Raw genomic sequence first — 22,955 nt, forward strand, 5'->3', positions numbered from 1 at the left:
CAAGGCTTGGCACGACTTATATGAAGGCGCTGCAGGCACTGCCGGATGCTTTTATGGCATAGTGTTGGCTGAAAACGTCGCATCGGAACACCTGCACATGTCTGTATCACAGCCCCCAAAACCCGCCACAGCCCGTTGCCGGCTCCCTACCTCGGTGATTTCGGCATGAGTAGCCTCAATGTGCGCATGGCAACACCATCGGATCTGCGTGAGCTGGCCGAGCTTTTCGATGGGTACCGTCAATTTTACCGGCAAGCGTCCGACCTCGAGCGCGCGCGTGATTTCATTGAAGAACGTCTGGCACGCAATGATTCCTGGATACTTGTAGCTCAACGTGGCGACAACCTGGTGGGTTTCAGCCAGCTCTATCCCAGCTTCAGCTCCACCCATACCAGTCGCATCGCCATTCTGAATGATCTGTTTGTGGCTGCCCCGGCACGTCGCTCCGGCGTGGCTGCAGCCCTGCTGCTGGCTTCACAGGACCTTGGCCGAAAGCTCGGCCTTAGCGCCTTGGAACTTTCTACGGCCATCGACAATACCGGCGCGCAGGCGCTCTATCAGAAATACGGCTGGATCCGGGATACCGAGTTCCATGTCTTCAGCCGAGCGCTGGCGGACTAAGCCATGAAGAAATGGGGACTGATTGCCTTCATTGGATTGGGAATGTTCGCACTGGGTCGGTTCAGCGCCATAGACCCCCTAGCTTCAGCCGATTTAGCGACCAGCGCAGAGCAACCCAAGGTCAGCTCGTTCAACGAAAGCGGTGCCGGCAGCATCGCCACGGCTTACACGCAACGTCTTCAGGATGTACCGGTCCAGGCCGAAGGCCGTGTTGTGAAGGTTCTTCCGGATGACAATCAAGGCAGCCGGCATCAACGCTTCCTGATCGATACCGGTTATGGCCATACCGTGCTCATTGCCCATAACATCGATCTTGCACCCCGCATCGACGCTCTGAAGGCCGGTGATCAAGTTGCCTTTAAAGGCGAGTATGTCTGGAACGACAAGGGCGGTGTCGTGCATTGGACCCACCATGACCCGAATGGACGCCACCCGGGTGGCTGGCTTCAGCATAAGGGACGGACCTACCAGTAAGCCCGGAATTGTCGCAATGCATTAAACTAGACACATGAAACATTATTTGCGAATCACCGCCTCTCTGCTTCTGCTGCTCAGCGCCTGCGGAAAACAGCCGACCCAGGTCAGCCAGGAAGTCGCCATCCCCGGTGCCGAAGCTGCGGGCGAACACGACATTCAGGAAGTCGCCATCGTTGATTATCCGCGCGTCGTGCTCAGCACCGATGCCGGCAATGTCGTCATCGAATTGTATGAAGACAAGTCACCGCTGACAGTGCGTAACTTCATGAGTTATGTTGAATCCGGCCATTATGACAACACCGTCTTTCACCGTGTTATCGGCAACCTTTTGGTTCAGGGTGGCGCCTATAACGCCGACTACCGTCTGAAGCCGGACCGTGGATTCATCCGCAGTGAATCCAACAACGGACTGCGCAACCTGCGCGGTACGGTGACCGCGGCACGCCGTGCCAATGAGCCGGACTCCGCTGGGTCGCAGTTTTTCATCAACGTGGTCGATAACCCGCAATTCGATTTCGTCTCGGCTGCCGATGCCCGGAGCCATGGCTATACCGTATTCGGCCGAGTCGTCGAAGGCATGGACGTGATTGATGGTCTGCGTGGCGTCAAAGTCGCGCTTCGTGCCGGCGTCGGCGATGCTACTCCGGTCAAACCCATCATCATCCGTCAGATCCGGGTCGCAGAAGTGCCGTGAGCCAGATATTCATATCCGATCTGCATCTGGATGAAGTCCGTCCGGAAACCACCGCCCAATTTATCGACCTGTTGGCGCACGACTGCCATGGCATCGAAGCCTTGTATATCCTCGGCGATCTCTATGAAGCATGGATCGGTGATGACGATGACAGTACTCTGGCGCAGCAGACCCTGAAAGCCCTCGCCGACTGCCGCGCCAGTGGTACACGTCTGTTCGTGCAGCGCGGTAACCGGGACTTCCTGCTCGGTCCACAGTTCGCCGAACGTATCGGCGCCCAATTGCTGCCGGATTATGCCGTCATTTCCTGTGCTGGCACGCCCACCCTGCTCATGCATGGCGACCTGCTCTGCACTGAGGACCGCGAATACCTTGCCTTCCGCAATCAGGTCCGTAACCCTGCCTGGCAACAGCATTTTCTTTCCCAGCCTCTGGCTGCACGACGCGCTTTTGCCGAGCAGGCCCGTCAGGCGAGCCAAAGCCGGCAACAAGGCCTGAGAGAGACCCAGCAACTGGAAACCATCACCGATGTCACGCCGGATACGGTGCTGTCGACGATGCGCCGGTATGGCGTCACCCGGATGATTCACGGACATACGCACCGACCGGCGCGGCACGCGCTAGATCTCGACGGCTTGCCGGCCGAACGGATCGTGTTGGGCGACTGGTACACCCAGAGTTCACACCTGGCCAGCGACGGCAATACACTCAAGCTGTATCATTCGCCAGCGCCGTAATGCCGCGCATCTCGCCCGGGGTGAATCCGGCGAGCCGGCGCGCGTCGTCATTGTAAGGCCCGCGCAAAGCGCCCCGGCTGACAGTTTTGAGTAGATCCAGGAAGGTGTTTTCCGGATCGCAGGCGCGTTCTTGGCAACAGAAGTTGAACCAATGCGTGCCGATGGCAACATGACCGACTTCCTCGCGCAGGATGATTTCCAATACCCTCACCGATTCGGCATCGCCGGCCTGGCTGAGCTTGGCAATCATCCCCGGCGTGACATCCAGTCCTCGCGCTTCGAGCAGACGCGGCACCAAGGCCATGCGTGCGAGACAGTCATGACGTGTGCGCAACGCCATCTCCCAGAGACCGTCATGTGCTGCAAAATCACCATAGACGTAGCCGATTCCAGCAAGTCGTTCCTGCAGTAATCGGAAATGCCGTGCCTCATCCACGGCAACGCTGATCCAATCCGTATAGAACCCGTGCGGCATGTCCGGAAACCGCTGGACGGCATCGCAGGCCAGATCAATGGCATTGAATTCGATATGGGTAATGGCATGCAGCAATGCAGCGCGGCCTTCAGTTTGGAGCAGACTGCGCTTGGGCAACGCTTTCGGCGGAACCAGTTGCGGCTTGTCGGGTCGACCCGGCAGAATCACATCAACACCCGGGGCCGAAAAATCAATGCCGCAACCCGAATCTGCCGCCGTGGATAGGGCATCCACCGCAGTCAACTTGGCATCTACCGAATCCGCCATCAACACAAGGCGGGCCAAAAGGCGAAGATTGCCCGCCATGCGAGTTAGACGGATTTTGCTTTCGCGGCGTCGCTACGCGCCTTTTCCAGCTTCTCGAAATAGCCGGACTCGATACCGGTGATGTATTCACCCGTAAAGCAGGACGAATCGAAATCCGCCACTTTGCGTTTCGGTCCGGAAACGGCGTCTTCCAGATCGGCAATGTCCTGGTAGATCAGCCAGTCGCAGCCGAGCAGTTGCTGGATCTCGGCTTCGGTACGACCGTGCGCGACCAGTTCCGAGGCGGCCGGCATGTCGATGCCATAAACATTGGGGAAACGCACCGGCGGCGCCGCCGAAGCCAGATAGACTTTGCGGGCGCCGGCTTCGCGCGCCATCTGCACAATCTGCTGCGAGGTCGTGCCGCGCACGATGGAGTCATCGACCAAGAGCACCACGCGATCTTTGAACTCCAGCGGAATCGGATTGAGCTTGCGCTTAACCGACTGCACACGCTGGCTCTGGCCGGGCATGATGAAGGTGCGGCCGATGTAGCGGTTCTTGATGAAGCCTTCGCGGTACTTTACGCCCAGCAGACTGGCGATTTCCAACGCGGCATCCCGCGAGGTGTCGGGAATCGGTATCACCGTATCGATGTCGTGGTCCGGACGCAGGCGCAGGATTTTTTCACCGAGCTTGACGCCCATACGCATACGCGCCTTGTGCACGGAGATATCGTCCATCATCGAGTCTGGACGCGCGAAATAGACGAATTCAAAAATACACGGCGTATGTTTGTGTCCTGGCGCCGCCTGATGGGTGAACAGCTGGCCATCATCGGTAATCACCACCGCTTCGCCCGGGGCGATATCGCGCAAACGGGTGAAGCCCAGGATATCGAGCGCGACCGATTCGGACGCCACAGCATACTCATCGGTCAGCAAGGTTTCACGCTTGCCGAGCACCAGTGGCCGGATGCCATTGGGATCGCGGAATGCCAACAAGCCCAGACCCATCACGGTCGCCACCACCGAATAGCCGCCGGAAACGCGGCGGTGCACGCCTTCCACCGCTTTCAGCGCCGATTGCGGGCTCAACGGACCCTGCTCCAGCAATTCATGGGCGAGCACGTTCAGCAACACTTCGGAATCGGACTGGGTATTGATGTGCCGATGATCCTGCTCGGAGACTTCACGGCGCAAGGTTTCGGTATTGGTCAGATTGCCGTTATGCGCCAGCGACAGCCCGAACGGGGCGTTGGCATAAAACGGCTGAGCCTCATCGCTGCCGGAGGAACCGGCGGTGGGATAACGGCAATGGCCGATGCCGACATGGCCGCGCAGCAGGGCCATCTGCTGCGGTCCGAACACGTCACTGACCAGTCCATTGCCCTTGTGCAGATTAATGCGCTGACCGGATACGGTGGCAATGCCGGCTGCGTCCTGCCCCCGGTGTTGCAGGACGGTGAGTCCGTCATACAGCGCTGCGGCAACATCCGTGGTACCGACAATTCCGAGTATTCCGCACATAAAAAAACCTTTTAGGGATGCTTGACCACAATGCCGTCGATGCCGGTTTTTTGCTTGACCGTCGCCAACAAGGCGTTGGCGGCCTCGCGGGTGTGTTCCGGACCAATCCGGACGCGGTAACGGCGTCCCGAGTCGGTCTCGACCGGCTGGATATAGCTGTTGAAACCGGCGGCACGTGCTTTATCACGCAGTGTCTGGGCGGCCTGCTCGCTGGCCGGCGCGCCGATCTGAACCGCGAAACCCTTGGCCTCAGCTGCCGGTTCCACCTTGGCCGCCTTTTCGGGTACCGGGGCGCTGGCGGGTTTATTGGCAGCAGCCGCCGGAGCAGTGGCCACGACGACATCGGCTGTTTTGGCCGGTGCTGGGACCGGTGCGGAGAAAGCTGCCGGTGTGGATGCGGATCCGGTTTGGCTTGGGCCCACGGCATCCATGGCCACCACGGTGCCTCCGGAAACGACCGCAGTGCTACGCAGACGTGCAGCCTCTGCCAGATCGCGGCTTTCATAAGGTCCAATACGGATACGGAAACGCTGACCATTGCTCTGGATGAGCGGAACCAACTTCTGTGCTTTCAGGTCTTCAGCAATAGCTTTGGCCTTGGCTTCATCGGCCACGTTAATGACCACGGCATACTGACCGGCAGCGACGGCGGCCTCATCGACGACGGGAATCGGCTCAAGATCGGTAGATACCGGCAGTTCCGCAGGAGCGACAGCTGCGGGTTGATCGAGGGGGATATCAATGGTCTTGATGCCGTCAGCATCGGGCTCATCAGGAATATTCAGCGACACATCGGCGCTGTCCGGATCACGCACATCGGGGCTTCTGAGCAGCATCGGCACGAAGATGAGTGCGAGAGCCGCCAGGACGACGGCGCCGATCAGGCGTTGCTTCAACGGTGCTTCCATGTGAACCTCCGGTGGAAGCGCCAATTATACTCCGACTGCCTCCGGCTGCGGGAGACGCATCACCGCTTCCAGAGTATGGAACGAGCCGAATACCAGAATGCGCTGGCCGCTGTTTTCTGCCAATGCCGAGGCGTAGGCGCTAGCCACATCGGCATGGATACGGTAGCCCGCTGAAGGCAAAACTGGCGAAAGCTGCTGCTGCCAGCCCTCGGCCGTCAGCACCCGGCCCGCCGGCTCGCTCAGAACGGCTACGTGCCAAAACTCGATATGCGGCGCGAGCTGTGCCAGCATATCGGCGATATCCTTGTCTTTCAAGGCGCTGAAGACCGCTACCGTCGGCTTCGGGTGCATCTGCAACCATGCTGCCAGCTGCGCAACAGATTGGGGATTATGGGCAACATCCAGAATCACTTCCGGATTGGTCCGCCAGCACTGCAAGCGCCCGGTTACCGTGGCACCCGCCACTCCGGCCGCCCAAGCGTCATCAGGGATGCTCAAGGCAGAGGCCCGCAATGCCGCTATCGCGCAGGCGGCATTCTGGATCTGTGCCGGGGCCCGTAATTGCGGGTAGGGCAAATCAAGGCTGAAGCCGGGTTCGCGCCAGACCCAATGTGATTCGAAGCGGTCAATTAGATAGTCGCTGAAAGCGCGGATGCAGTAAACGCCGTTTTCATAGGCGTGGCGAAGCACCGAAGACGGCGGGTCTTTTTCGCCCAAAATACAGGGGTGACCGGCTCGCATGATGCCGGCTTTCTCGAACCCGATACTTTCGCGATCATTGCCCAGATAAGCCTGATGATCCAGATCGACGGTGGTGATCACCGCAACATCGGCATCGATGATGTTGACCGCATCCAGACGACCACCCAGGCCCACTTCCAATATCGCCAGATCCAGGCCGGCACGGGCAAACAGGAACAAGGCCGCCAAGGTGCCGAACTCAAAATACGTCAGGGGGATTTCCGCCCGCGCCGCTTCTATGGCTTCGAAAGCACTGACCAGGTCGGCATCGGAAACCTCCGCGCCCTCGATTCGGATACGTTCGTTGTAGCGTAAAAAATGCGGTGACGTAAAGGCTCCGACCCGGCATCCCGATGCCCGCGCAATGGATTCAATATAGGCGACCGTGGAGCCCTTGCCGTTGGTGCCACCGACGGTAATCACCGGACATGGCAAACTCAGCAGCTGCAAGCGTTCCGCCACCAAGCGTACCCGCTCCAGCCCCATCGCGATTGACTGCGGATGGGTGCCGAGCTGATAGGCCAACCATTGATCGAGCGAACGTTTCATCACAGAGCGCGGTGCAGGGCCTCGCCGAACAGCGGCGTATGGTGTTGGCAATCATTCAAGCGTACAACCGCCAGATTGTCTACATCATCGCCTTCCAGCAGATTGAGCGTGGTCGGCGCCTGCCGGAACGACCAGAGGCGATCCAAGCCCAGACCGAGTATCCGGCACAGCAGGACGCGATTGACCGCATCGTGCGCCACCACCAGCAAGGTATCCTCCGCGCCCAGTCCCTCGCAAGCGGCGGCAAAGCCCTGCCACGCCCGATCGAGCACCTGCTGCAGGCTCTCGCCGTTCGGCATCTGCACGGTCTGTGGCGCATCACGCCAGGCCTGGAACGTCAAAGGATCACGTTCAGCGATTTCCTGGGCCAACAAGCCTTCCCAATCGCCGTGCGCGATTTCCTGCAAGCGCGGATCGATCTGAAGCATGGCTTTGCGGCTTTCACCCAGCGCGGCTTCCGCCGTTGCCCGCGCGCGGGCCAGTTGCGAGCTGACGGCGCGGGTGATCGGCACATCGCGAAGGCGCTCGCCAAGTTTGGCCGCCTGCGCTTCACCAGTTTCCGAAAGCGGAATGTCAATCTGGCCTTGGTATCGACCGGCGGCATTCCAAGGGGTTTCACCATGACGGGCAAGTATGATTTTCATCCGGCCCCCTCAGAACATTTCCAGGGACACGATGCCCGGGATGGTTCGCAATCCGGCAACTTGCGCCTGCGACACTTCACGGTCGACGGTAATCGCTGCAATGGCATGGCCATCACCGGTAGCGCCGAGCGAGAAGTTGATGATGTTGATGCCGGCCGCGCCCAGATTCGAACCCAGCAGACCGATGACGCCGGGACGGTCTTCGTTCTTCATCAGCAGAATATGCGCACCCGGATCGAAATCGAGCTCGACACCATCCAGACGAACCACACGTGGGCCGCGGTGTAAGGTAGCTTCGATGCTGCGACACCCCTGTTCGCCGGCCACTTCGATGCGCAGCAGACGATCGAATCCATCGCCGTCACCGCCGAGGGTTTCCGAAACCTGTAGACCGCGGGCGGCGGCCTCGCTCAACGCATTGACCGGCGTCACCCGACCGGAAGCCGTGCCAAGCATGGCCGCCACCAGCAAACGGCTGAGCGGGCGCGTATCCAAGGCCTCGGTACGGCCAGCATAAGTGATATGCAAACTGCTGGCTGCCGGCACCAGACGATTGGCCAGTTTGCCGAGCTCGGTCATCAAGGGCATCCACGGACCGACTTCCTTGGCGGCTTCGGCGCTGAGCGGCGGCAGATTGACGCAGCCGGCAACCGCGCCGGTCTTCAGGAAATCAATCATCTGACGGGCCAGGATGGTACTGACCGCCTGCTGCGCTTCCGAGGTCGATGCGCCCAGATGCGGGGTCAGAATCAGTTTCGGGTGCGCGCGCAGCGGCGAATCCTTCTGCAAGGGCTCGGTGACGAAGGTATCGAGCGCGGCACCGGCAAGGTGACCCTCGTCCAGAATTTTGATCAGCGCTTCTTCGTCCACCAGACCGCCGCGGGCGGCATTGATCAGGTAGGCGCCTTTGCGCATCTTGCGCATCTGCGCTTCGCCGATGATGTTGGTGGTTTCCTTGGTACGCGGAATGTGCAGCGTAATGATGTCGGCCCAGGCCAGCAATTCATCCAGCGTCTTCATCGGCACGCTCATGCGCCCGGAGGCGGATGCGGGCAAGAACGGATCATAAGCGGCGACCTCCATGCCAATGCCAGCGGCCTTGCGGGCCACCGTCGCGCCGATACGGCCCAGACCGATGACTCCAAGGCGTTTGCCCTCGAGTTCGAATCCGGTCAAGCCGTTTTTCGGCCATTCACCGGCTTTCATGCCGGCATCGGCTCTCGGCACATGGCGCGCCATCGAAAACAGCAGCGAAACCGCGTGTTCGGCAGCGGCCAAGGTATTGCCGTCCGGGGCGTTCATGACCGCGATACCACGGGCCGTGGCGGCCTCAACATCAATCGTATCAACGCCGGCACCGGCACGGCCGATGACTTTCAGATGACCTGCCTTTGCCAGGGATTCGGCAGTAATCAGGGTTGCCGAACGCACCATGATGCCGTCGAACTGCTGCAGTTTTTCAGCCAATACGGCCGGGTCTTTGATGGGATCGCTGGTTTCAACGGTGAAACCGGCTTCTTTGAACAGGTTCAGGCCATCGGCATGGATGCCGTCACAAGCAAGGATTTTCATGGGAGCTCCAATGGGGTAGATTCAAGGCGGAAAATTGCGCGCCAGAACCCCATGCGTGGAGTCGGAAAAAGAATAACGATGTATACGGGCTACGGTGGTTGCCTGAAGCAACCACAGAGGCCAGGAGACGGGGCGTCATACGCATGGGAGTCCTGTACCAATTCCAACATAGGTTAACAGACCACGACTGCGACTTGCAAGTATATATTCAGGCCCGATGGTCTTTAGTTTATTTGAATACCAATCAGCACGCAGCAGGTCGACGGACTTCCGCGCCATCATATGGAGGCACCGATGCAACAGCACGCAGACATCAATGCGGCGACGCCAAGGTCACTGCGAACGACAAGAAAGTATCAATCTGGTAATTGATTTTGTTTTCCCGGAAACCCCCGCTTCCACAGGGGTTTTCTTTGCGCTACACGGGCAGAGACAGTACAATGCGGCGATGCTCAACATCATGCCTGGTCAACGCTGGATCTCCACTGCCGAACCCGAATTGGGACTGGGGACGATTCTCAGGGCAGACGCCCGGCAATCCGACATCATCTTTACCGGCTGTGGCGAACTCAAGCACTTCACGCATGCCTCCTCCCCTTTACTCCGTGTTCGCTTCGAAATCGGCGATAGCATCCAGATGGACGGCGCCGTGCGAATCGTTGATGCGGTCAGCGAAGACAGCAACGGAACGCTGAGCTACTGCTGTGCTGGCGAATCACTGCATGAAGGCAGTATTGATCCTGAACAACCCTATCTGCCGGCATCGCTGCGACTCCTGATTGCCCAGTATGATGCCGCCTATCTGTTTGAACTGCGCCGACGCGCCCTGCAAGCTGACACCTTGGATCAGGATGCCTATGAACTCTTCGCCATTGCGCTTCTGAGTCATTTCGGTTGCCGTTTCATGCCGGTATCGGAACATGTCTTCCTACTCGATGCCGAAGAATCGGAGCTTGAACCAGAATTTGATAGGTATACCCCCTGCTGTTTCGGCAACGGGCAGGACAGCAAGGATGAAAATACAATCCACGGCGGCCATCCGCTGATGCGAAGGGCGCTGGAACGATTCCTGCAAAGCCGTGCCGGCAGTGCCGGATTTCTGATTGATGACACCCTGCCCGCGCGCAGCGCTGTGCTGGAAACCGTATTCCGCTCCAGTGACGGCTCCGTGTCCTTGCTGTCACTGGATGTCCGCGGAAACCACCTGTCGGTCTACACGCCGAATGAACAAGCCGTATTCCGTTCGCGTGACAGCCAGATCGACATGAAACCGTTCATGCGCAGCTTGAGTCAGATCTATCCGACCCTGCTGGAAACCAGTCTGCTGCACGCCGCACAATCGGATGCCGGTAAATTGGAGGCCTTGCGATTGGTGGTGGGCGCCGAGTTTGCTCTGTTTGGTAAAAAGGGCCGTTAGACGCCCCAGGGACCCTTGGGTTTACGGGTGAACGGTGCCTGACCACGCCAGTAGCGGATCAATAGCCAGCCGAACAGCATGCCGCCGAGATGGGCGAAGTGGGCGATGCCGCCGGCCGTACCGGTGACGCCCATGAGCAGCGACAGCGCACCAAAAACGATGACCAGTGTGCGTGCCGACATCGGAATCGGCGGAATCAGCAACATCACGCGCTCGCGCGGAAACAGCATGGCGTAAGCCATAAGAAGACCGTATATCCCGCCGGACGCACCGATGGTGGGACCTGCCGTTTCCGGCATCCAGGCCATGAACGCCAGTTGGCAAATACCGGCGCCGGCCACGCAGACCAGAAAGAACGTCAAATAGCGGCGTCCGCCCCAAACTTCCTCTAATCGCGCGCCGAACTGGTACAGCGCGATACCGTTGAAGAAAAGATGGCCAAATCCGCTCGGATCATGCATGAAACCATAGGTCAGCAGTTGCCAGAGCTGGAAGCCCATGCTGACCGGCAGGCCATCGCTGCCGGTGCCAACGAAAACATCCTGCAAGGGCCAGAGCATGAACGGCATCAGGGCATCGCCGAGGAACTGCTGCGCCAGATAGACCAGGGCAATGATCCAAAGCAGATTGCGGGTCACTTTCGGTAAATGCATGGCCGGCTCTTCAAAGGGGATGCGTCATGATACCCGATTGGCTCAATCAGGCGCCCACAGCAAGGCATCCAGATCGAGCCCACGTTTGGGCATTTTCACCCGCCCCGCCTCGACCCGGATACCCTCGGCACGCAGTCGCTGCGACTGTTCGATGAACATCGGTGAGTCCTTAGGGAACGCAATCTGACCGGAAGCACGCAGGACCCGGTGCCAGGGCAAATCAGGAGTATCGGACTGGGAAAGCACCCGAGCCACCAATCGTGCGCATCCGGGCAGTCCGGCTTTGGCCGCGACGGCGCTGTAGGAACACACGCTGCCGGCTGGCAGGGCGCGAATGACCGCGTGAATACGTTCCTGCTTAGATTCAGACTCCGCCATGGCAGGCTCCTGAACACGGGATTAACCGCTGATATTCTAGGGTAACTGTAAATGAATATTACAGTTCCGTGATATCCCAGCGGCAGGTCGCACCGCCATAAGGTATGCTATCTCCTGCATCCGGAATCGTCAGATATCCATGTTTGAAATTGCCATCGTCATCCTGCTTGTCCTGCTGAACGGCTTTTTTGCCCTTTCGGAAATGGCCGTTGTGACCTCCCGTAAGCCCCGCCTGAAACAGATGGCGGAAAGCTCCAAGCGGGCGAAGACCGCGCTGAGTCTGTCCGAACACCCTGAGCGCTTTCTTTCGACCGTGCAGGTCGGAATAACCCTGATCCCTTATCTGAACGGCATTGTCGGCGGACAGGCCTTGGGCTCATCGCTCGGCGCATGGCTGGACGCCGCGGTACCGGCGTTAGCCTCCAAAACAGCGATTACCCTTGGCAGCGTGATTGTCGCCGTCATCGTCACCTTCGTCACCATCGTCATCGGAGAGCTGGTACCCAAGCGCATCGCTTTGCTGGCACCGGAGCGCATTGCTACCGCCGTGGCCGTGCCGATGAACGCTATCTCTACGCTCGCAGCACCTTTCGTCTGGCTGCTTTCAAGAAGTACACGGTTTCTGATTCAGATCCTTGGGCTGGATAAAAGCAATGCGGACAAAGTGACAGACGAGGAAATCCGGCATCTCGTGGCTGAAAGCCATGAACAGGGGAACCTGGATGCCGATGAACGCAATATGCTGAACCGCGTGCTGCGCCTTGGCGATCGCACCGCCGAGTCGCTGATGACCCCGCGCACCCTGATCATCTGGCTGGATGCCGATGCCGACTTTGTCGAAAACCAGGACGTCCTGCGCTCCAACCCGTTCTCGCGCTATCCGGTATACCGCAAAGACGATAGCAACGTGCTTGGCGTGCTGGAATCCAAATCGCTGGTGGGGCGGGAATGCCGCAATAATGAAGAGCTGCTGAAAAGTGTGCATCCGGCGCTGTTCGTATCCGAATCCACCAATGCCCTGCGCCTGCTGGAAATCTTCCGCGAAGAACAGCAGACCCTGGCTCTGGTCGTCGATGAATACGGCGACATCCTCGGCATGGTTACCGTCAATGATCTGATCGGTGCCGTGCTCGGCCGCATCCAGAGCATGGAAGATGCCGAAGACGAAGCGCTGATTGTGGAACGCGATGACGGCAGCTGGCTGATTGACGGCCGTCTGGCCGTCGAAGAACTGCGTGAACTGCTGAATGTGCAGGCGCTGCCGGGCGAGGACGACAATGATTTCACCACGGTCGCCGGCATGGTCATCGCGCACTTCGGCCGGATACCGCATACCGGAGAGGTTTTCGAGTTCGGGGTATGGCGTATTGAAGTCATCGACCTCGATGGTGCCCGCATCGACAAACTCCTGATCGGCCGCAAGCCGGTCGCTGAAGCGACGTTCGACCAATAACGCCATGAGCCACGAAATCAGTACCCGTATCCTGCTGCAACATCTGGCCGATGGCAGCCCGGATGATGACCTGAGCTTCGATCTGGTGCTGGACAGCTTCCGCCACCGCAGTTACGGCCTGTTCCTGCTGTTTGTCCTGATTCCGGTGTTCATTCCGATACCGGCCGGCCAAGGGGCCTTTAGCGGTCTGCTGACCTCCTTGATCGGACTGCAGCTGATGTGGCAATTCGAACATCCCTGGGTACCGAAATTCATCGGCCGCAAGACCTTCAAGCGGACGCATGTCATCAATTTCCAGCGCCGGTTCGATCCGTGGCTGAAATGGATCGAGAAGCTCAGCAAACCGCGCTATGAATACGCATTTGATCACGCCTGGGCGCGCGCTTTCAGCGGACTGCTGCTGTTGGTACTCGGCATCCTTCTGGCCTTGCCGATTCCCCTGACCAACTACCCTTTCGGACTGATCGTGCTGGCATTCAGCTTCGGATTCATCGAACGCGATGGCATCCTGCTGGGCCTCGGCTGGATCATGGGCATCATTGAAATCATCATACTGGCCGAGTTTTCAGGCTATATCATCATTCTGCTCGAAAAACTCTGGGCTTATTTCTTCTGAGCCAATAAGCGCTGCGCATCCGATAACATGCCGCGGATGATTTTTATCTCGCGCTCATCCATCTGTGCCCGCAGGAACAGCCGGCGCAGGCGCTGATTGATCATGTCAGGCGATCGGCCTTTATGGAAATCGATTTCGTCCATGAATTCGCCCAAGTGCACGAACAGGCGTTCAATCTGGTCAAGACTGGCCGGCTCGCCTTCATCCATTACCTTTGCCTTGGCAGGCAACAGCTCGAGCTCGAGCTCGAGTCGGCGAAGACGGATTTCATAGCTGAGCACCTGTACCGCTGACGCCAGATTCAAAGATGCGTAGTCCGGGTTGCAGGGAATGAAGACGCGGCCATGACAGCGCATCAACTCCTCGTTCTCAAGTCCGGTCCGTTCGCGGCCGAAGAGCAAGGCGACCTGCCCATCGGCCCCAGTGTGCTCCAGCAGAACCGCTGCCGCTTCGCGCGGCGTGTATTCGGGAAGACTGATGGCACGATCGCGCGCGGTAGTGCCCAACGCGTACCGGCAGCCTTGCAAAGCCTCGTCCAGGCTATCCACAACCCGGGCCTGCTGCACGATATCTTCGGCACCCGCCGCCAAGGCATTCGCCTCGGGGTCCGGGAAGCGCTTCGGTGCCACCAGTACCAGCTGGCTCAGACCCATGGTTTTCATGGCACGTGCCGCAGAGCCGATATTACCGGGATGCTGGGTACCTACCAGGATGATTCGGATGGGGTCAGTCAGGGTCATGGTCGACGTTTTCCGGGCTTTGGGATGAACGGGATACCGGCAGACATTCCAGTCGGGCGGCGGTTTGCGGTATCATAGGCGCGGTGTTGCTCGACAGCATCCTGTTCTTATTCCAACTTAGCCAAGGGTAGTCCCCATGCAGAATCCCGTCATCACCGTGATGGTGAAAGCCGCACGCCAGGCCGGCACGGTCATTTTACGTCATATGAACAAGCTCGACAGCCTGAACGTGTTCGAGAAGACCAAACAGGACTACGCCAGCGAAGTGGACTCCCTCGCCGAGGCTGAAATCATCAAGGAACTCAAACGTGCCTACCCGCAGGCGGCTTTCCTGTGCGAGGAATCCGGCGCCATGGGCAAAGGCAAACAGACCTTCGTGATCGACCCGCTCGACGGCACCTCCAACTTCCTGCATGGCATTCCGCATTATTGCGTCTCCATCGCTTTGGTGGAGAACGGCGAGCCGATCGAAGCCGTCATCTACGATCCGATCAAGAATGAGCTGTTCACCGCCAGCAAGGGCAAGGGTGCCCTGCTTAATGACCGGAAGATCCGGGTTACTGACCGCAAAGACCTGTCGGGCGCCCTGGTGATAACCGGCACCCCGCCCCGCGACCGCGGCCGCATCGGGCCGCATCTGGATTTCTGCAAAGCCCTGCTGAGCACCGCCGAAGATATCCGGCGTACCGGTTCGGCAGCACTGGACCTGGCTTATGTCGCCTGTGGCCGCAGTGACGCCTACTTTGAATCCGGCATCAAGGCTTGGGATGTGGCTGGCGGCATGTTACTGGTGCGCGAAGCCGGCGGCTGCGTCAGCGATTTCAAAGGGCGTGGTGAACGCATTCTCGATGCCGGCAACATCGTGGCCGGAAATGTCCGCATCAACCCGATGCTGCAGACGGCCATCGCCCAGTCGGAATATGGCAAGAGCTTCTGAGCCAGCCGATTCAGATACGAAAAACCCCGCCAAGGCGGGGTTTTTCTTGACCGGAATCCGAGGATTACGGACGCGCGTTCAAGGCTTCTTCGTCGCGGGCTTTCGGCATCAGATCCTGTTTGGTGACGCCAAGCATGAGCAGGAGCGGACAGGCTACGAAAATCGAGGAAAGCGTGCCAATGATAATGCCGAGAATCTGAGACTCGGCCATACCCTTGAGCGAATCACCACCGTAGAAATACAGGGCGAGCACGGTCAACAAGGCCACGAACGAGGTGATGATGGTGCGCGACAGGGTCTGGTTGACCGATCGGTTCATGATTTCAAGCGGCGATAGCTTGTGCAGGGTCTTGAAGTTTTCGCGCACACGGTCGAACACCACGATGGTGTCATTGATTGAATAGCCCATGACCGACAACACGCCGGCCAGCACAGCCAGATCGAACTCATGCCCGGACAACGCGAACCAGCCGGCAACGAGCACGACGTCGTGCAGGGTAGTGATGATGGCCGCGATGGCAAATTTCAGCTCGAAGCGGATCCAGACATAGAACAGGAAGCCGACAACGACAAAAATGAGTGCCTGCAGACCGCTTTCCGCAAGCTCCTTGCCAACCTGCGGCCCAACATAGTAATAATCGCGCAGGGTAGCCGGATTTTCCGCGCTCTGTAATGAGGCAACAACGTTGTTGCCATCAATGCGTTTTCCGCCTTCCTGGGCCTGCATGCGGATGACCACTTCGTTGGAAGAACCGATGACACGGACTTGGGCGCCTTTGAAACCGGACTGCTCCAAGGTTTTGCGCAATGCCTCGGTATCCACCGCTTTGCTGAACTGGACTTCGGTTTCATAGCCGCCGGTGAAGTCCAGAGCAAAATTGAAGCCTTTGAACACCATGCCGCCGATGGCGACGAACAAGACGATGACGGCCAGCGCCAGCGAAACGAATCGCATGCGCATGAAGTTGATGTTGCTGTTCGGGGGAAAGAGTTCCACGTTAGTGCTCCGTGCAGATCAGACCGAAACCGTCTTCAGCTTGCGCCGGCGACCGTAGATCAGGGTGGCAATGGCCCGCGACACGGTCACAGCCGTGAACATCGAGGTCAGAATGCCGATGATGAGAGTGATGCCGAAGCCGCGGATCGGACCGGAACCGAAGGCTGCCATCGCGATGCCGCCGAGCAAAGCCGTGAGGTTGGCGTCAATAATGGTACCGCTGGCTTTTTCGTAACCGGCCGCGATGCTCGCCAACGGCGTATTGCCGATGCGCAGCTCCTCCCGGATGCGTTCGTTGATCAGCACGTTGGCGTCCACCGACATACCCACGGTCAGCGCGATACCGGCAAAACCGGGCAAGGTCAGGGTGGCGCCGAACATCGACATCACCGCGACCACCAGCAGCAGGTTCAGAACCAGGGCCAGATTGGTGATGATGCCGAACATTTTGTAGTAAATGACGAAGAATATGAGCACGAACACAAACGAGTACATCACCGCATTCACGCCGCGTTCGACGTTTTCGGCACCCAGACTCGGGCCGATGACGCGTTCCTGGGCAAAATCCATCGGGGCTGCCAGTGCGCCCGACTTCAATTGTTTGGACAAGCGGTCGGCTTCCTGCGGATCCAGGCCGGTGGTCTGGAAATCCTTGCCGAACACGCCTTGGATGGTGGCCGAGTTGATCACGTCCTCAAGGATCTTGACGCTGCGCACTTCAACGCCGTCAACCTTGCGGGTTTCCGGGATGCGCTCGACGTAGACCACGGCCATGTTCTTGCCGACGTTGTCGAGGGTATGGTTGAACATGCGCTTGCCGCCGGCGGTATCGAGCTTGATGCTCACCATCGGCTGGCCATTCTCGGGATTGGTGCCTGGCGTGGCGTCGACCAGCTGGTCGCCGGAAACGATGACGCGGCGGGAAAGAAGAATCGGTATGCGGCTGCCGTCCGGGTTGGTTTCGCGCATGAAATACAGACGCGCTTCGGCCGGAACGATACCGGAACGTTGGGCCTCGGCAGCGGCGGCCATATCGCCGATCATTGCGCGGTATTCCAAGGTTGCAGTGGCGCCGATGATGTCCTTGGCTTCGGCGGTATCCTGCACGCCCGGCAGTTGCACGATGATGCGGTTGCTGCCCTGACGTTGGATGACCGGCTCGGAAACACCCAAAGAGTCGATGCGGTTACGCAGCGTATTGATGTTCTGGTCAACAGCACCATCGGCAATCAACTTGGCTTCGGTAGGAATCATGCTGACATTCATGCCAATACCCTGGTCTCCGGGCAAATCGATGGACGTCAGCGTCAGAAAGTTCTTCGCCAGCAGGGATCGCGCTTTGTTGCGGTCGGCTTCGGAGGCAAACGTGATGCGAATACCCTGAGGCGTAGAACTCACGTCATAACCGGAGATTTTGGCTTCGCGCAATGCCGCACGGATTTCCTCGGCGTAGGCATTGGTGCGCTTATCGAGCGCGGCCTGTTGGTCGACCTGCATCAGGAAGTGCACACCGCCCTGCAAATCGAGACCGAGCGTCATCGGTTGGGCGCCCAAACCACTCAGCCAGGCCGGCACCGTCGATGCCAGATTCAGTGCGGCCGTGTAGCGCGCACCGAGTTCGGGACGGATGATATCGGCGGCTTTGATCTGGTCTTCGGGATTGGCCAAACGCACCATGACATCGCCGTTTTCGACAGCGACACCAACCGGGGTGATGCCATTGCTCTTGAGCAGGGCTTCGATACGGCCGCTTAGGCCGGTTTCGAGTTCACCGCGGTTGACGCTGATCTGCACCGCCGGTTGCTGCGGATAGATATTGGGGAGGGAATAAATGACGCTGGCAAGCAGGACCACTGCGATGAGCGCATACTTCCATTTCGGAAATTCAAGCATGACGGAACCCGGAGCCTGATGGCTCTCAAAAAGGAATTAGGCAGACTTCAGGCTGCCTTTGGGCAACACCGCGGTGATGGCATTCTTCTGAACCTTGATGACCACCCCATTGGCGATTTCGATACCGACGAAGTGCTCGCCGAGATCTTCGACACGGCCGGCAACGCCGCCGGCGGCAATCACTTCATCACCTTTCGACAGGCCGGCAAGCAGCGCACGGTGTTCCTTGGCACGCTTCATCTGCGGACGGATGGCCATGAAATAGAACACGGCGAAGAACAGCACCATCATCACCAGAAGCGAGATCGGGCTACCTTGCTGGGCGGGAGCGGCCTGGGCGGCGGCCGGGGAAATGATCAAATCGAGCAGAGACATAAGATAAATCCTTGATTGAATGCGAAACAATGGGCAATTATGACATAACTGGGTGCGGCCAGCGGGCTTTTCAAGGCTGTGTACGTTGCCTGTAGAAGTCCTCACGGAACGCCGCGTAGGCATTATTTTCAATAGCTTGCCGGATTTCCTGCATCAGTTGCTGGTAGTAATACAGGTTATGGATGGTGGCCAGCATCGAGGCCAGGATTTCATTGCAACGGTCCAGGTGGCGCAGGTAGGCCCGGGTAAACCCGTGCGTGCAGGTGTAGCAACCACAGCCCGGCTCGATCGGCGATAGATCCTTTTCATAGCGGGCATTGCGGATGCGGACCTGGCCCTGATGGGTAAAGTAGTGGCCGTTGCGGGCATTGCGGGTCGGCATCACGCAATCGAACATGTCGATGCCACGGGCCACGGCTTCCACGATGTCCTCGGGTTTGCCGACGCCCATCAGATAACGCGGTTTATCTTCGGGCAACTGCGGGCAAATGGCTTCAAGGGTCTGTTCGCGCTCGTGCGCGGGTTCGCCCACGGCCAGACCGCCGACCGCATAACCGTCGAATCCGATGGCTTTCAATCCTTCGGCAGAGGCCGTGCGCAGATGCGGATACACCCCACCCTGCACGATGCCGAACAGTGCCGCATCATTGCCTTCGTGCGCCTGTTTCGAACGCTCAGCCCAACGAAGCGATAACTCCATGGATTTGCGGGCCACGATTTCCGTGGCCGGATACGGCGTGCACTCGTCGAAAATCATCACGATGTCGGAACCAAGCACGCGTTGGATCTGCATGCTTTCTTCCGGGCCGATGAAGACTTTGGCGCCATCCACCGGCGAAGCGAACATCACACCCTGCTCGGTAATCTTGCGGCGCTTGGCCAAGGACCAGACCTGGAACCCGCCGGAATCGGTCAGGATCGGTTTCTGCCATTGGGTGAAATCGTGCAAGCCCCGGTGCGCTTCAATCACTTCAAGACCCGGACGCAGATAAAGATGGAAGGTGTTTCCAAGAATGATTTCGGCACCGGTGGCGAGGATGTCCTCGGGCTTCATGGCTTTGACCGACCCGTAGGTGCCGACCGGCATGAACGCCGGGGTCTGGATGGTTCCGCGCGGGAAGCTCAGCTCGCCGCGGCGGGCCATGCCGTCCTGGCCGGTTTTGCGGAAATGCATGCGGCTCATGGTGTGGCTCCGGGATGCAGCAGCATGGCATCGCCGTAGGAAAAGAACCGGTACTGCTGGTCAACCGCATGCCGGTAAGCTGCGAAAATGCGGTCTTTGCCGGCGAAGGCCGAAACCAGCATCAGCAGGGTGCTTTCCGGAAGATGGAAATTGGTAATCAGGGCATCGATACTGCGGATCCGATATCCGGGGAAAATGAAAATCTGGGTATCGCCGGCAAACGGCTTGACCGCACCATCGACGATGGCGGTTTCCAGTGCACGCAGCACCGTGGTACCGACGGCGATGACACGGCCGCCACGGGCCTTGGTGGCCGCAATCTGGGCGCACAATTCGGCGCCCACATTCAACCATTCACTGTGCATGACATGGTCTTTCAGATTTTCCGCACGCATGGGCTGGAAGGTGCCGGCGCCCACATGCAAAGTAATGTGGCCGAGCTTTACGTCTTTGGCTTGCAGCTGCGTCAGGATCTCTTGGTCGAAATGCAGACCCGCCGTCGGCGCCGCCACCGCGCCGGCATGGCGGGCGAATACGGTTTGATACCGCGTATCGTCATCCGCATCGGCATCACGTTGGATGTAGGGCGGCAATGGCATCTTCCCGAGTCGATTGAGCACGGTTTCGACCGGCTCCTCGGTGTCAAAACGCAGACGGTAAAATTCTTCCTCACGGCCAAGCACGGTCAACAAGGTACCATCGGTCAACGTGATACCGCTCCCCGCTTTCGGGGATTTCGAGGCGCCGACCTGGGCTCGCACGCACTGGTCCGGCAAAAGACGTTCAATCAGGATTTCGACCTGGCCGCCGGTTTGCTTCTGCCCGTAGAGGCGCGCCGGAATGACGCGGGTGTCGTTGAAGATCAGCAAGTCACCGGCCTGCAACAGGTCCGGCAGCTCACGGAATTGCCGGTCCTGAAAGGGGGCGTCACCCGGAGGCACCAACAGCAGCCGAGAATCAGTGCGGTCGGGCAATGGCGCTTGGGCGATCAGCTCCGGTGGCAGATCGAAGTGGAAATCGGATTTCTTCATAAGGCTCCAAATCAGGCGCTTATTGTAGCCTAAGTCGTTGATTTCCCCATAGAGGGGGTTACGGCGGGAAAACCCGCATGATAAAATCGCGTTTTGCATAATGCTGCCCGGCAGCTGGAGCACCCCATGAGCATTCTGGATCTTCTTTCCCCGTTGCGCGCCCGTTCCGGCGCCGTCCGCACCCAGGGTCTCGACGACACCACCCTATTGCGTTTATCGGCCCAATACCCGGATCTGCTGACCGCAGCCGGTCGTGCCGCTGAGGCCTATCCGGGGCTGGCTGCGGAATTCCCGGAACTGATCGACGCCGACGAGCAGGTTCAGATTGATGCGACCCAAGCCGGCTTCGTCAATTTCTACCCGGATGACGCCATCAACCCTTATGTGGCCATCGCCGCCTGCGGCCCCTGGGTCATCACCCTCAAAGGCCGCGTGCTGCATGATTCCGGCGGCTACGGCATGCTCGGCTTCGGCCACACCCCGCAGCCGGTCATCGATGCCATGGCCAAACCGCAGGTCATGGCCAACATCATGTCGCCGAGTCTGTCCCAGCTGCGTGTGGTGCAGGCTCTGCGTGCCGAAATCGGCCACCGCCGCGGCGGCTGTCCGTACGACAAATTCCTGACCCTGAACTCGGGCTCGGAATCGGTTTCGCTGGCCGGGCGCATCGCCGACACCAACACCAAGCTCATGACCGATCCGGGCGGCCGCCACGCAGGCAAACGCGTCAAACGCATTGCCATGAAGGGCGCTTTCCACGGACGCACCGAACTGCCCTGCCTGTATTCCGATTCCTCACGCAAGGCCTACGCCGAAAATCTGGCCAGCTGGAAGCATCATGAAAACCAGCTGATCACCATCGAGCCCTACTCCATCGATGCCCTCCGGCAGGCATTCGCCGATGCCGATGCCAACGGCTGGTACATCGAAGCAATGTTCCTTGAACCCGTCATGGGCGAAGGCGATCCGGGGCGTGCCGTGCCGCCGGAATTCTATGCTGTTGCACGCGAACTGACCGCAGCGCACGGCACCTTCCTGTTGATTGACTCCATCCAGGCCGGCCTGCGCGCGCACGGCGTTCTGTCCATCGTCGATTATCCGGGTTTCGAAAATCTCGAAGCCCCGGACATGGAAACCTACTCGAAGGCACTCAACGGCGGTCAGTATCCGCTCTCGGTGCTGGCGGTGAATGCACGTGCCGCAAACACCTATGCCAAGGGCACCTACGGCAACACCATGACCACCAATCCGCGTGCCATGGACATCGCCACCACGGTACTGCGTTCACTGACTCCGGAAATCCGCACGAACGTCCGCGACATGGGCAAGGAAGCACTTGACAAGCTCAATACCCTGAAGACTGAACTTGGCGGACTGATTACGAAAGTCCAGGGTACCGGTCTGCTGTTCAGCTGTGAACTCGATCCGGCTTTCAAATGCTACGGCGCCGGATCCACCGAGGAGTTCATGCGCGAACGCGGCATCGGTGTCATCCATGGGGGTACCAATTCACTGCGTTTCACACCGCACTTCGGCATCACCAGCGGTGAACTGGATCTGGTCATCGAACACATCCGCTTCGCGCTGCTCAACGGCCCGCGCCGGAAAGAGGCCGCCGCAGCGTAATCCGCTGCCCATGCGCCTCGTCAGAAAGCCGCCGAAAGGCGGTTTTTTCTTGAACTGTTGATTTACTGGATTTGGGAATCGATCGAACCGACGATGGCGAACACCGCCATCACGATCATTGGCAGCCAAGTCAGCACCATGCCCCAGAAGCGGCCTTTCGAGTATCCGGAATTATGGCTGACGCCCCAGGCATGGATGATGCGTGAGAACAGGAAGGTGCCGCCAAGCACATGAATCAGATACGGCGGAAAACCGGTCAACTCCAGCGAGCCCAGCAGAAGCAGTGCCAGTGGCATGTATTCGGTGGCATTGGCATGCGCGCGCACGCGCATCTGCAGTTCCATGTTTTCGCCATGCCCGAGACCGATCTTGTGCTCACGCCGCCACTTGACCACACGAACGGCAAGGAGGATAACCAACAACGTGCAGAAACCGGCATACATCATTGAAATCATGGCGACGC

General features: G+C 58.9%; 24 protein-coding genes. 9 read left to right on the top strand and 15 right to left on the bottom strand.

Features of this window, described 5'->3' with window-relative positions; genetic code table 11:
• The first annotated feature begins 165 nt into the window (after positions 1-165).
• Genes ACIQ1A_RS00880 through ACIQ1A_RS00895 form a run of 4 tightly spaced genes read left to right on the top strand, consistent with a single transcriptional unit; the run spans position 166 to position 2,529 of the window.
• Positions 166-621, top strand: coding sequence for a GNAT family N-acetyltransferase (locus ACIQ1A_RS00880; RefSeq protein WP_395769194.1), 456 nt, complete (start codon positions 166-168; stop codon positions 619-621).
• Positions 622-624: 3 nt separating this feature from the next.
• Positions 625-1,095, top strand: coding sequence for a DUF3465 domain-containing protein (locus ACIQ1A_RS00885; RefSeq protein WP_395769195.1), 471 nt, complete (start codon positions 625-627; stop codon positions 1,093-1,095).
• 34 nt (positions 1,096-1,129) lie between these two features.
• Entirely contained in the window at positions 1,130-1,792 is a 663-nt protein-coding gene (locus ACIQ1A_RS00890) for a peptidylprolyl isomerase (RefSeq protein WP_395769196.1), read from the top strand.
• Positions 1,789-2,529 carry a UDP-2,3-diacylglucosamine diphosphatase gene (locus tag ACIQ1A_RS00895; RefSeq protein WP_395769197.1) on the top strand — a complete coding sequence of 247 codons (741 nt, stop codon included), beginning with the start codon at positions 1,789-1,791 and terminating at the stop codon, positions 2,527-2,529. The genes ACIQ1A_RS00890 and ACIQ1A_RS00895 overlap by 4 nt, the downstream gene beginning before the upstream one ends.
• On the opposite strand, the gene ACIQ1A_RS00900 is transcribed toward ACIQ1A_RS00895, so the two are convergent.
• The 6 genes from ACIQ1A_RS00900 to serA are packed head-to-tail and all read right to left on the bottom strand — an operon-like array spanning position 2,501 to position 9,193.
• Positions 2,501-3,271 (bottom strand): ferritin-like domain-containing protein, encoded by a 771-nt coding sequence (locus tag ACIQ1A_RS00900; RefSeq protein ID WP_395769198.1) that lies wholly within the window; start codon positions 3,269-3,271, stop codon positions 2,501-2,503. The two genes, ACIQ1A_RS00895 and ACIQ1A_RS00900, sit on opposite strands and share 29 nt — an antisense overlap.
• A 44-nt stretch (positions 3,272-3,315) precedes the next feature.
• Positions 3,316-4,779, bottom strand: a complete 1,464-nt coding sequence (gene purF, locus ACIQ1A_RS00905; protein ID WP_395769199.1) for an amidophosphoribosyltransferase — start codon at positions 4,777-4,779, stop codon at positions 3,316-3,318.
• Positions 4,780-4,790: 11 nt separating this feature from the next.
• Entirely contained in the window at positions 4,791-5,687 is an 897-nt protein-coding gene (locus tag ACIQ1A_RS00910) for an SPOR domain-containing protein (RefSeq protein WP_395769200.1), read from the bottom strand.
• Positions 5,688-5,711: 24 nt separating this feature from the next.
• Positions 5,712-6,977, bottom strand: a complete 1,266-nt coding sequence (folC, locus tag ACIQ1A_RS00915; protein WP_395769201.1) for a bifunctional tetrahydrofolate synthase/dihydrofolate synthase — start codon at positions 6,975-6,977, stop codon at positions 5,712-5,714.
• Complete coding sequence (locus ACIQ1A_RS00920; protein ID WP_395769202.1) at positions 6,977-7,621, bottom strand: histidine phosphatase family protein; 645 nt, start codon at positions 7,619-7,621, stop codon at positions 6,977-6,979. Before ACIQ1A_RS00920 ends, folC begins: the two co-directional genes overlap by 1 nt.
• 9 nt (positions 7,622-7,630) lie before the next feature.
• The gene (serA, locus tag ACIQ1A_RS00925) at positions 7,631-9,193 is read right to left on the bottom strand and encodes a phosphoglycerate dehydrogenase (RefSeq protein ID WP_395769203.1); all 1,563 of its coding nucleotides are present in this window, start codon (positions 9,191-9,193) and stop codon (positions 7,631-7,633) included.
• Between the two features lie 460 nt (positions 9,194-9,653).
• Between serA and ACIQ1A_RS00930 the strand changes: the two genes are divergently transcribed.
• Positions 9,654-10,610, top strand: a complete 957-nt coding sequence (locus tag ACIQ1A_RS00930; RefSeq protein ID WP_395769204.1) for a hypothetical protein — start codon at positions 9,654-9,656, stop codon at positions 10,608-10,610.
• Here the strand turns inward: ACIQ1A_RS00930 and ACIQ1A_RS00935 are convergent.
• Entirely contained in the window at positions 10,607-11,263 is a 657-nt protein-coding gene (locus ACIQ1A_RS00935) for a rhomboid family intramembrane serine protease (RefSeq protein WP_395769205.1), read from the bottom strand. The genes ACIQ1A_RS00930 and ACIQ1A_RS00935 overlap by 4 nt on opposite strands.
• A 42-nt stretch (positions 11,264-11,305) precedes the next feature.
• The gene (locus ACIQ1A_RS00940) at positions 11,306-11,641 is read right to left on the bottom strand and encodes an MGMT family protein (RefSeq protein WP_395769206.1); all 336 of its coding nucleotides are present in this window, start codon (positions 11,639-11,641) and stop codon (positions 11,306-11,308) included.
• Positions 11,642-11,780: 139 nt separating this feature from the next.
• Here ACIQ1A_RS00940 and ACIQ1A_RS00945 point away from each other — a divergent pair, with 139 nt between their 5' ends.
• Positions 11,781-13,094 carry a hemolysin family protein gene (locus ACIQ1A_RS00945; RefSeq protein WP_395769207.1) on the top strand — a complete coding sequence of 438 codons (1,314 nt, stop codon included), beginning with the start codon at positions 11,781-11,783 and terminating at the stop codon, positions 13,092-13,094.
• A gap of 4 nt (positions 13,095-13,098) precedes the next feature.
• On the top strand, positions 13,099-13,710 hold the full coding sequence (locus ACIQ1A_RS00950; RefSeq protein ID WP_395769208.1) for an exopolysaccharide biosynthesis protein: 612 nt from the start codon (positions 13,099-13,101) through the stop codon (positions 13,708-13,710).
• Here the strand turns inward: ACIQ1A_RS00950 and ACIQ1A_RS00955 are convergent.
• Entirely contained in the window at positions 13,698-14,450 is a 753-nt protein-coding gene (locus tag ACIQ1A_RS00955) for an RNA methyltransferase (RefSeq protein ID WP_395769209.1), read from the bottom strand. The genes ACIQ1A_RS00950 and ACIQ1A_RS00955 overlap by 13 nt on opposite strands.
• Positions 14,451-14,586: 136 nt before the next feature.
• Here ACIQ1A_RS00955 and ACIQ1A_RS00960 point away from each other — a divergent pair, with 136 nt between their 5' ends.
• The gene (locus tag ACIQ1A_RS00960) at positions 14,587-15,387 is read left to right on the top strand and encodes an inositol monophosphatase family protein (protein WP_395769210.1); all 801 of its coding nucleotides are present in this window, start codon (positions 14,587-14,589) and stop codon (positions 15,385-15,387) included.
• A gap of 64 nt (positions 15,388-15,451) precedes the next feature.
• On the opposite strand, the gene secF is transcribed toward ACIQ1A_RS00960, so the two are convergent.
• From secF to queA, 5 genes are all read right to left on the bottom strand, one after another.
• Positions 15,452-16,348 carry a protein translocase subunit SecF gene (gene secF, locus ACIQ1A_RS00965; RefSeq protein WP_395769272.1) on the bottom strand — a complete coding sequence of 299 codons (897 nt, stop codon included), beginning with the start codon at positions 16,346-16,348 and terminating at the stop codon, positions 15,452-15,454.
• A 54-nt stretch (positions 16,349-16,402) separates the two neighbouring features.
• Complete coding sequence (gene secD / locus ACIQ1A_RS00970; RefSeq protein ID WP_395769211.1) at positions 16,403-18,277, bottom strand: protein translocase subunit SecD; 1,875 nt, start codon at positions 18,275-18,277, stop codon at positions 16,403-16,405.
• A gap of 36 nt (positions 18,278-18,313) precedes the next feature.
• Positions 18,314-18,652, bottom strand: a complete 339-nt coding sequence (gene yajC, locus ACIQ1A_RS00975; RefSeq protein WP_395769212.1) for a preprotein translocase subunit YajC — start codon at positions 18,650-18,652, stop codon at positions 18,314-18,316.
• 70 nt (positions 18,653-18,722) lie between these two features.
• On the bottom strand, positions 18,723-19,835 hold the full coding sequence (gene tgt / locus ACIQ1A_RS00980; protein ID WP_395769213.1) for a tRNA guanosine(34) transglycosylase Tgt: 1,113 nt from the start codon (positions 19,833-19,835) through the stop codon (positions 18,723-18,725).
• Entirely contained in the window at positions 19,832-20,866 is a 1,035-nt protein-coding gene (queA, locus tag ACIQ1A_RS00985; protein WP_395769214.1) for a tRNA preQ1(34) S-adenosylmethionine ribosyltransferase-isomerase QueA, read from the bottom strand. The genes tgt and queA overlap by 4 nt, the downstream gene beginning before the upstream one ends.
• A 126-nt stretch (positions 20,867-20,992) precedes the next feature.
• Here queA and ACIQ1A_RS00990 point away from each other — a divergent pair, with 126 nt between their 5' ends.
• Entirely contained in the window at positions 20,993-22,492 is a 1,500-nt protein-coding gene (locus ACIQ1A_RS00990) for an aminotransferase class III-fold pyridoxal phosphate-dependent enzyme (RefSeq protein ID WP_395769215.1), read from the top strand.
• A gap of 62 nt (positions 22,493-22,554) precedes the next feature.
• Here the strand turns inward: ACIQ1A_RS00990 and ACIQ1A_RS00995 are convergent, their stop codons facing one another.
• Entirely contained in the window at positions 22,555-22,947 is a 393-nt protein-coding gene (locus ACIQ1A_RS00995) for an MAPEG family protein (protein ID WP_395769216.1), read from the bottom strand.
• Positions 22,948-22,955 lie beyond the last annotated feature (8 nt).

The organism is Arenimonas sp. (assembly GCF_044353605.1).
Taxonomy (GTDB): Bacteria; Pseudomonadota; Gammaproteobacteria; order Xanthomonadales; family Xanthomonadaceae; genus Arenimonas.